This is a genomic window from Halomonas sp. 3A7M, from assembly GCF_014897875.1.
In the GTDB taxonomy this organism is placed as follows: domain Bacteria; phylum Pseudomonadota; class Gammaproteobacteria; order Pseudomonadales; family Halomonadaceae; genus Vreelandella.
In genome coordinates this window covers 1-8,951 of record NZ_JABUZD010000045.1, presented here as the reverse complement: position 1 = coordinate 8,951, position 8,951 = coordinate 1, and the positions used below count along the sequence as shown (strand labels likewise).

The following is an 8,951-nucleotide window of genomic DNA, read 5'->3' as shown; positions in this document are numbered from 1 at the left end:
TATAAGCCTCGCTTTATACACCATAACTTATGCGGATTCACTTATTTTAAAAATAAATTAACTAAAAAAGCAAAAAATCATCATAGCCATGAAATATGACCCGCATCAAATAAACAGCCATTAACTACAATCACTCTATTAATGGTGGCTATACTATTCCTATCTGTCTACAAGGGACCAATACAATGACATGTCGTGAACCGGATAGATGGGTGACTACTATGTTACAAGAAGAGCATGGGCTTTCATCTGTTGGACTTAACCCTCTTCGAGCAGCGTTAGTTACCTTTGGTGCTTTTTTGATCGTGGGCGCTCTGCCGTTACTTCCGTATACGATACCTAGCTTAGCGACCACAACGCAGTTTTTAGCCAGTCTAGGGCTGGCTTGCGGCGTATTCCTTGCTATTGGCATGCTCAAGAGCGCCGTCTACGGCCTACCGGCTTGGCGCTCAGGCCTGCGTACTCTTTTCATGGGTAGCGCTGCGGCCGGGCTCGCCTTTGCGACAGGCTATCTCGCGCAGCGTCTATTAGCAGGCTAGGCCTATAAAGACCTGCTTGGCTATTAATAATCATAGTATGTCAGTAAGCTTCACAACTTATGCTAATGATTGCTAATCCAGAATGAAGCTTAAAACCAAAAAACGGCCACCGCTGTAATAGCTAAGTGACCGTTTTATCTGTTTGGTCGGAGTGACAGGATTCGAACCTGCGACCTTTGCAACCCCATTGCAACGCGCTACCAAGCTGCGCCACACTCCGATATCTTGGGTTGGCAACGAATGTTAACCAACATCGTTTGCCTCAAGACGGTGCGTATACTAGCGCTTTCTTAACCAAATGAAAAGCTCTTTTTGCGCTTTCTTTTCAATTGCTTGCCGCTTGCACTTAATCGATGCTCTTAAGTAGCGATGCCATGGCATCATATACCTTGGGCGTTGTGACGAGCAGTTGCTCTGGGTAGAGGTCGGCTGGCACGCCGTCAGGCACCTCAGTTAAGTGGCCTACTTTCGCGCCTGCCTCGCGAGCAATGACCCAACCCGCGACAAAGTCCCATGGTGAAACGCTTTCGTAATATGCGTCTAAGCGGCCGCAGGCGACATCACAGAGGTCAATCGCAGCTGCGCCATTGCGACGAACATCCTGACAGCTCACCAACACGGCTTCCAAACGTGGTAGAAGCTGTTTGCGAGCCTGTTTATCGTAGGGAAAACCGGTAGCCACCAGAGTGCTTTCAAGCGTATCAGCGTCACTAGGCTTGATTGGTTGCTGATTGCAGTACGCACCTAATCCTTGCGCGGCACTGAAGGTATCACCCAAGAAAGGGGCATGAACGACGCCTACTTTACCGATGCCGTTCTCTATCCAGCCAATCGACACCGCCACATGGCGCAGGCCTTGGGCAAAGTTGACGGTTCCATCGATAGGATCTACCACCCACAGCCGCTCGGCGGGGGTATGCAGCGCACGCTCAGGGCTTAGCTCTTCACTCAATCTCGCTTCACCAGGAAAATGCTCCTCCAGGCGCTGGCTAATTAGCGTATCAACTGCCACATCAACATCGGTAACCAGCTCAATGCCGGCTTTTAAACGTTGACTGAAATCTTGCTGTTCGCGGGCGCGGCGAATCATATCGCCTGCCTCCTCCGCAATACGCACTGCCAGCGCCAGCCGCTCTTCTAGGGTGTAGGCCGTCATTAACGCTCCTTACTTGGTAATTTCACATTGCCTGAAGTAAGCCCAGCTTAAGCGGTGACGCATGGCATTACCATGAGCCATGCGAAACAACCTTTAACGAAGCGCATCCACCAGCACATCGACAACGATACGGGTCGCCGCCTCAATGAGTACGACATCGGCCCCTACGCGCTCCCATTCGTAGCCGGGGTACTGGGGAAGCTGAGATGCCAACGGGCCATCAAAGCGTTTTGCAATTCCCGGAGGAAGGGGTTTACCGCGTTCTAAATTGCGCTGAATACCCGGCGGCAATGGCTGGGCACGTGGCGCATCGTATTGCCGCAAGAGACGAAGCAGTTCACGTTCGTTGATACGAGGAAGATCTACAACGCGTTCGTCGCGATGGCGACGCTCATGTCGGCCTATATCCTGCCCGCCACGCTGGCGCTCGGAATGTGGGCTGTTGTCTCTAGCACCATGGGCGGGTGCGTGTGCTGGCTGTGCGACTGCCGCCACTTGCCACAACAGGGTGCAAACTAACAGGCAAGCGCTAAGAGGGATTGATTTCATTATCGGCTCCTTATGACCAGGAGCATTGAGTATAGAGAGCAAATGCGCAGGCAGTGTGAAGATTGAACAATATTAAAATACGGGCAAAAACCTGCAGATAAAAAAACCATTAGCTGGCACAGCTACCAAAGCTAATGGTTAGCTTTTACGTTGCTGTACACTATTCCCCGTCAGCCATAGAAATTATCCCGTCCCCAGATACATACACAGTTTCCTGACGATCCTGAGTTAAAACTTCAATAGTTTCTGATAGTTCGATATCTGCAGCGCCTGCAAACACAGTGAACAGCTCGTCAACATCCGTATTTTCAGCACATGACTGAAAGCTGAATTCAGGCGCGCCCTCTCCGAGAGACGCTTCCGCGATTGAAAGTGTTCTATATGAGTTGAGTTCTCCAACACATGCAGAAGCCTCTGAGCGGTCCAAGTAGCTTCCATACTTGGGCACGCCGATGGCAGCCAAGATTCCGATAATAGCAATGACTACCATCAGTTCAATGAGAGTAAAACCACTTTGCTTCCTGAATTGTAGTTATTTTAAAAAATTTTTTATTCATAACACTGCTCCTTTGTGCTATTAAATTACCTCTTCAATAACATGAATGCGATAAGTGCGTTAAACAAACCCGTGCCACAATGTTTAACAATACCAACAACTTCTCGATGCTATATTGAATCAACAATAGCAATCACATCGTTACATTTCCGTTGACTATTAATAATAATTAATACTTAGCATAAAGAAATAAAACAAACATGATTGAATTTAGCCATGAACGATTTAACCCCCGGGCCGACGCTGAGCAAGGCGGCCATGCATAGCGGCCTGCACGGCATCGCTAAACGGCTGGTTGAAAATGGCGTGCTGACCGATGCTCAGGCGACTGTCGCGGAAAACACAGCAACAGAGCTTGACGTGTCGCTGTTACAGCACGTGGTCGATAGTGGGTTAGTAGAATCAGGCGCAGCAGCGCTGGCCGCTGCCTGGGAGTATGGTTTACCGGTCGTTGACCTAGATGCCATTCGTATAAATGCGCTACCACCCGCCAACGACTACCCCGTTAAAATATTAGAGCGTCTAGATATTCTTCCTCTGGCACGCCACGGGCACCGCCTTACTGTCGCTGTCCCTCAGTTTACGGTTAACTTATCGGACATGGCCCAAAAGTACTGGTTACAAGCAACAGGTACACTATTTGGCAGTATAATGCTGCTGAAAGCTGCAGCGCGACGCTCACCACGCGTCGCTTATCGGTTAGACAGCATGATGCTTCATCTGCCTATCCTTGGCGATATTTTACACAAATCGGCTGTCTCACGATTCACACGCACCTTAGCGACTACCTTTACTTCAGGCGTGCCACTTATTGAAGGGCTCGAAACTGCCGCAGGTGCATCGGATAATCGCGTGTATATCAGAGCGATTAATGAAGTGCGCCAAGATGTCACTACTGGACAACAGCTGCATTTCGCCATGCGTATGACCAACCGCTTTCCAGCGCTGGCAGTTCAAATGGTGAATATTGGTGAGGAAGCCGGCTCACTAGATGCCATGCTTAACCGAGTCGCCGATTACTACGAAGAAGAAGTGGATAATAAAGTAGACGCCCTGACCTCGTTAATGGAACCGATTATTATCGTTGTCCTTGGCGCACTAGTGGGCGGCGTTGTTGTCTCCATGTATTTGCCTATTTTTGAAATTGGCACCGCACTATAAATAAACCGTTCATACACACTTCCCCAACAATTGGAATACCATGGGTTTATCACCAACCTTTTACCTCTTTTTTGCTTTCCTGATCGGCCTCTGCTTTGGCAGTTTTCTTAACGTTGTCATCACCCGTTTACCCGTTATGCTAATGCGCCGTTGGCGTAATGAAGCACGCGCCTCTCTTGAGCTGGCCGACGAAACATCCCCCCGCTTTAACCTTGCTACTCCAAGGTCAATGTGTCCACGCTGCGAACAACCCATTGCTTGGCACGATAACCTACCTTTAATAGGCTGGATAAAAAGAAGGGGAAAATGCGCCCATTGCCAAACTTCCATCAGTGTACAGTACCCATTCGTTGAGCTGATGGGCGGACTACTTGCTGTGGTCGTTGTGGCTTTGCATGGCCCGACGCTAAGCGCAATGTTTATCTATGGCGCTTGTGTAACACTACTGGCTTTGGCAGTAATCGACTTTCGAACCTATTTACTCCCTGATATGTTGACCCTACCGTTGTTATGGGCTGGCTTAGCTTACCAATTGTTCTTTCAGCCCCTACTGCTCCCTGGCGCTGTCATCGGCGCGATGGCGGGCTATCTTGTGCTATGGAGCTTTTACTGGCTATTTAAGCTCATAACAGGCAAAGAAGGCATGGGGTTTGGGGATTTCAAATTACTCGCTGCGCTTGGTGCCTGGGTAGGTTGGAGCATGTTACCGCTACTGCTTATTTTATCTGCAGGTATTGGCGCAATCATAGGATTAGCCGCTCAAGCTATTTATCCCCGGTTACGTGGCCAACCTCTCCCCTTTGGCCCCTTTCTTGCGCTGGCGGGCTGGATTTGCATACTGGTAGGCAACGAGTTAATGACACTCTATACGTCGTTGCTGTATTAAGCCTAACGCCGGTTTTGATTCAATTCTTTGGGGAGCATGCATGATCATTGGACTAACAGGTGGTATAGGCTCGGGAAAATCTACTGTTGCCCGTGCGTTTGGAGAACTGGGGATTGGCTGGGTAGATGCCGATGATGTCGCTAGAGAAGTCGTTGCCGTTGGCGAACCCGCGCTGGCAGCTATTGCCGAACACTTTGGCACAGACGTATTGAATTCCGACGGAACACTGAATAGGTCAGCACTGCGTAGCATCATTTTTGAGGATCCTGCGCAACGGCAGTGGTTAGAGTCTGTCACTCATCCCCAGGTACGCGAACGCCTTCTTTTGCATCTGGATCGTCTGCAGGCGCAGTCGCCTTATGTATTATTAGTGTCTCCTCTGCTTTTTGAGTCTGGCCAAGATAAGTTGGTTAATCGTACGTTAGTCATCGATGTGCCCGAATCGCTGCAATTAGCGCGTACGCTTGCCCGAGATGGGGTGAGTGAATCCCAGGTGCGTGCTATCCTCGCCGCCCAACTTCCACGCGAAGAACGCCTTGCTAAAGGCAATGATGTCATCGACAACAGTGGTGACCATGCGAATATGACGCGCCAGGTCATCCAACTGGATCGTCGTTATCGCGCCGAGTGCACTTAACGACGTACTTGAGACGTACTTTTGAAACAGGAGTTTGTCATGCCCACACCGGCAAATGATTCACCGCTAGAGGTTGCTTGCCCCCAATGTGGCAAGAAAGTTATCTGGGGGCCAGAAAGTACTTATCGCCCTTTTTGTAGCAAACGTTGCCAATTACTTGATTTGGGCGCTTGGGCGGAAGAGTCACATCGCATTGCAGGTGAATCCGCCATGGATGAGGCGGACTTGGATACCCTGCTTGCTCAAGCAGATAGAGACGCACCTCTTTCTTAAAGGCTCGCCCAACATGACTGACGCCACGCTGCCTCTATATCATCTACTGCATGAACTTGATGCCCACTTTGATCAACTGGTAGCCACCATTGAGCGGGCTGCAGCGCTATACGAATTTAGCCCACCACCTACTTGGCGGTTCCGGCCTGACGCGAACGATTCTATTTGGCTGAGGGAAGCACTGCTGGACATGTGGCATCAGCAGGGACAGGATGGCCGCGAAACGCGTAACTACATCGCGGTCATCGCCGCTAACGATGATTTATTAGCAGCGTGCCATCAAATTAACTACGCAAAGGCAAATATCAGCGACCTACTCGCGCGCATTAAGCAGTCTCATCCAAACGCGTTGAGCGACGCTAAGTCTCGCTTACCAAACCGTCATCCCCATATCGACGACATACTGCGTAAAAGCGGATTTGCAAGACTCCATCTGAAACAGTGCTGGCGACAACTCCCCATTGCCCCTGCGCCGGTGTCTAGAGTTAGGCTAGCGTGGTACAGCAGCGGTCGCTCAATCAAACGCGTTAGTGTTCAAGAGGCTGAGCAAAAATTATTACAACTAGACAGCGATGCACCACATATTCGTATACAGCTACGCAAGCTCGCCAGCATTCCAAGTGGAGAAATATTGGCGCAGGTACAAACCCAAGCCCCTTTAATGCGCGCGAATCTGTTTTTTGTCGAACCGCTTGCGGATGGGCACACGCGACGAGCACTTAATATTGCAATGCCGCTAATTGTGCCTGCTAATGAAGGGCGATTACCACATCTCAAAGCCCCAGCAGAAATGCCTCCAACGACTCGCACAAGAGCTAAGCGGCGCGACGAAAAACTAGAAGATGACGTATATTTACCTAGCTTACGCATCTATCGGTATCGCTAACGAGTTACCTCATCTCATAACGTCGCATTATTTACCCGCTACTGGCACGTCATCAAGCTTCCACCGCTTAGACTCCAGCAGCGCGTGTATGACCTCGCTTACATCTCGCTCCGACAAATCATATTCGCCAATCAGCGCTTTTAAGCGTTGATCAAACAGACGCTCTTGCTCATCCGAGTGTGCCGCTTCGTCTGCAGCTTGATCCTCAGCTTCCAACGCTGCAATTGAACGTACTGGCGGCCCCGTTGGAATATTGAAATCGCTGTTAGGATCTTCTAACTGGCGCAGCGCCTGCGCGAAGGCATCATCCAGCTCACGAAACTTACGTAGCTTTTCACGCTCATCTAGCTGTTTTTGAACTTTTTGATATTTCATCGATGTTTCATTTACACCTTACTTGAAATGGATGACAAGTCTGCTGAAACAGACCTTTTTCCGGCAAAACTGTGCCCAAACGCGTAAAGCCTCTGAGCAAACTTGCCTTTGCTCTTTCTTCCCAGCATAAAGGCATCACAACTTAGTAATAAATAAGCTGCTCCCGATATAAAACAGGATGCTCCTACTGGCAGAGCAAAAACGCCCAGTTAAGCAACCTAAGGTGGCGCATATAGCGGCAAATTCATCTAGTAGGCAAGCAGCAATGTTAATCGCCTATTAGATCACTAGCAACGCAAGCACCGGGATGGTGCATTACAGGTGAGATGAGTAGCGCGACCTGTACGACTTAAGCATAGGAGGCCAGATAATGTTCAATGCAATGATGCGAGCTGAGATCTGGCTGCAAGACACTCTCGATAAGCCGCTTGGAATCGAAGACCTTGCTAATCACTTAGGATACTCAGCATCACAAATACGCCGACAGTTCCGCCACTGTTTCAACATTTCACCTAGTGCTTACCGTGAAAAAAGGCGTCTTGAGCGAGCCGCTGTCTTACTTTCACTCACCTCACAAAATATAGCGCAAATCGCTATTCGTTGTGGATATACTAATCACTCTTCTTTTTCACGTGCATTTCAGCGCCGCTACCGGCTGTCACCCCGCGAATACCGTCAAGCGATAAGCAGCCTGTATCTTCTGAACAGACCTGACAAAAAATTCACAATCAGCATTGAAAGAAACCGTCCCGCACATGTGGTTTTAATGCGCTTGTACCAAGCACCAGACCACATTCCTGGGCTAGGCAACAAAAAGTATCACGCTAACCATTTAGACCACCTACAAGCCCAACTAGAGGCATCCACCCCAACCATGGTATTGCCAGACCTTTTAACAGAGAAAGTGACAGCCGCTGTAGAAGAACCTGCACCGAACCACACTCGAACTGATATCGGGCTCTATCTAGAGAATAGAGATACTGCCGAATACCTAGCACTGCCTGTCAACTACCGTCGGGTAGACATTCCTTCACGCTACTATGCGAAAATATACTTCGATAATATTTCGCAATTATCTTATGTAATATCTGAAACGCTAGTGGCATTAATGGATGAAAAAAATCGTTTAAATATCAGCGGTGATGCACCGCAAGTATTATGGCATCCGCATCATATTGAGCTTCGAATACCTTTATCTGCCTAGCCAGTCTGGATAATTTTTTATCCGCTCTCATCAAACCAAAAACCGGCACTTCTTGTTAGAAATGCCGGTTTAAAACGACTCAGTCTTCCATACGCTCTAGCCAGGATTCGACGGCTTCATCACCATGCTCATCTTTCCAGCTACGCAGGCCTTTATGATTACCGCCACGGGTTTCAATCACTTCACCAGTATGCGGGTTCTTATAAATCTTCAGACGACGCTTACGACGCGTAGAGGATGCCGCAGCACCTTTGGATCCGCGCTGATCCGCGTTAGGGTCCAGCAATGCAATAACATCAGAAGGACGCTTACCAAACTCGTTCATTAACGCTTCAAGCTTAGCTTTAAATTCAAGCTCGCTTTTCAAGCGCTGATCACCTTCCAAGCGCTGTAAGTCTTCTTGCAGTTGTTTTAGCTGCTGTTCCTTTTGAATATACTCATTTAATAACGACATGGGGATTCCTTTTAGCAAAGGTTTAACTGCGCGAGTTAATCAATCTATCAACTCAGTACGCACGGGTTCAGGATGCGCGCACATTATTGCTTTAAATGCGCTAGCTGACAATAGTCTAGTTGATTTTAGCTTAAATACTAATCGATTTTTATTGCTTAGTTGGAACTATAAAAACGAGCTTTATACTCAAGTCAAACATAGGCTAATGATCTATGTCATATCATACAGATTATCGAGTAGGAAGGGGAGTCGCCTCCCCTGTCCTCTCACACCAC

11 protein-coding genes, 1 tRNA gene and 2 pseudogenes are annotated in these 8,951 nt (G+C 48.7%); 8 read left to right on the top strand and 6 right to left on the bottom strand.

The window, feature by feature from the left end:
* Positions 1-185 precede the first annotated feature (185 nt).
* Positions 186-539 (top strand): VIT1/CCC1 transporter family protein, encoded by a 354-nt coding sequence (locus INT19_RS03665; protein ID WP_226912689.1) that lies wholly within the window; start codon positions 186-188, stop codon positions 537-539.
* Positions 540-682: 143 nt separating this feature from the next.
* Here the strand turns inward: INT19_RS03665 and INT19_RS03660 are convergent.
* The 4 genes from INT19_RS03660 to INT19_RS03645 all read right to left on the bottom strand — a co-directional run bounded on the left by INT19_RS03660 (position 683) and on the right by INT19_RS03645 (position 2,671).
* Positions 683-759 (bottom strand) — tRNA-Pro (locus INT19_RS03660).
* 126 nt (positions 760-885) lie between these two features.
* Positions 886-1,695: an inositol monophosphatase family protein gene (locus tag INT19_RS03655; protein ID WP_193059764.1), complete on the bottom strand. Its 810-nt coding sequence runs from the start codon at positions 1,693-1,695 to the stop codon at positions 886-888.
* 93 nt (positions 1,696-1,788) lie between these two features.
* Positions 1,789-2,244: an anti-virulence regulator CigR family protein gene (locus INT19_RS03650; protein WP_193059763.1), complete on the bottom strand. Its 456-nt coding sequence runs from the start codon at positions 2,242-2,244 to the stop codon at positions 1,789-1,791.
* Between the two features lie 160 nt (positions 2,245-2,404).
* The gene (locus INT19_RS03645) at positions 2,405-2,671 is read right to left on the bottom strand and encodes a hypothetical protein (protein WP_226916980.1); all 267 of its coding nucleotides are present in this window, start codon (positions 2,669-2,671) and stop codon (positions 2,405-2,407) included.
* Between the two features lie 345 nt (positions 2,672-3,016).
* Here INT19_RS03645 and INT19_RS19575 point away from each other — a divergent pair.
* The 6 genes and pseudogenes from INT19_RS19575 to INT19_RS03620 all read left to right on the top strand — a co-directional run.
* Positions 3,017-3,364 (top strand): annotated as a pseudogene (locus tag INT19_RS19575) (type IV-A pilus assembly ATPase PilB); the annotation flags it as partial.
* Between the two features lie 3 nt (positions 3,365-3,367).
* Positions 3,368-3,961, top strand: a pseudogene (locus INT19_RS03640) (type II secretion system F family protein); the annotation flags it as partial.
* Between the two features lie 40 nt (positions 3,962-4,001).
* Positions 4,002-4,847: a prepilin peptidase gene (locus tag INT19_RS03635; RefSeq protein ID WP_193059760.1), complete on the top strand. Its 846-nt coding sequence runs from the start codon at positions 4,002-4,004 to the stop codon at positions 4,845-4,847.
* A gap of 40 nt (positions 4,848-4,887) precedes the next feature.
* Positions 4,888-5,484, top strand: coding sequence for a dephospho-CoA kinase (gene coaE / locus INT19_RS03630; RefSeq protein ID WP_193059759.1), 597 nt, complete (start codon positions 4,888-4,890; stop codon positions 5,482-5,484).
* Between the two features lie 39 nt (positions 5,485-5,523).
* Positions 5,524-5,757 (top strand): DNA gyrase inhibitor YacG, encoded by a 234-nt coding sequence (gene yacG / locus INT19_RS03625; protein WP_083004574.1) that lies wholly within the window; start codon positions 5,524-5,526, stop codon positions 5,755-5,757.
* Positions 5,758-5,770: 13 nt separating this feature from the next.
* Positions 5,771-6,643, top strand: a complete 873-nt coding sequence (locus INT19_RS03620) for a DNA replication terminus site-binding protein (protein WP_193059758.1) — start codon at positions 5,771-5,773, stop codon at positions 6,641-6,643.
* Positions 6,644-6,670: 27 nt separating this feature from the next.
* Here the strand turns inward: INT19_RS03620 and INT19_RS03615 are convergent, their stop codons facing one another.
* Positions 6,671-7,018 carry a hypothetical protein gene (locus INT19_RS03615; RefSeq protein ID WP_089038440.1) on the bottom strand — a complete coding sequence of 116 codons (348 nt, stop codon included), beginning with the start codon at positions 7,016-7,018 and terminating at the stop codon, positions 6,671-6,673.
* 370 nt (positions 7,019-7,388) lie between these two features.
* On the opposite strand from INT19_RS03615, the gene INT19_RS03610 reads away from it, so the two are divergent.
* Positions 7,389-8,222, top strand: coding sequence for a helix-turn-helix transcriptional regulator (locus tag INT19_RS03610; protein ID WP_193059757.1), 834 nt, complete (start codon positions 7,389-7,391; stop codon positions 8,220-8,222).
* A 79-nt stretch (positions 8,223-8,301) separates the two neighbouring features.
* Here INT19_RS03610 and INT19_RS03605 read toward each other — a convergent pair whose 3' ends face one another.
* Positions 8,302-8,676 carry a histone-like nucleoid-structuring protein, MvaT/MvaU family gene (locus INT19_RS03605; RefSeq protein ID WP_009724762.1) on the bottom strand — a complete coding sequence of 125 codons (375 nt, stop codon included), beginning with the start codon at positions 8,674-8,676 and terminating at the stop codon, positions 8,302-8,304.
* Positions 8,677-8,951 lie beyond the last annotated feature (275 nt).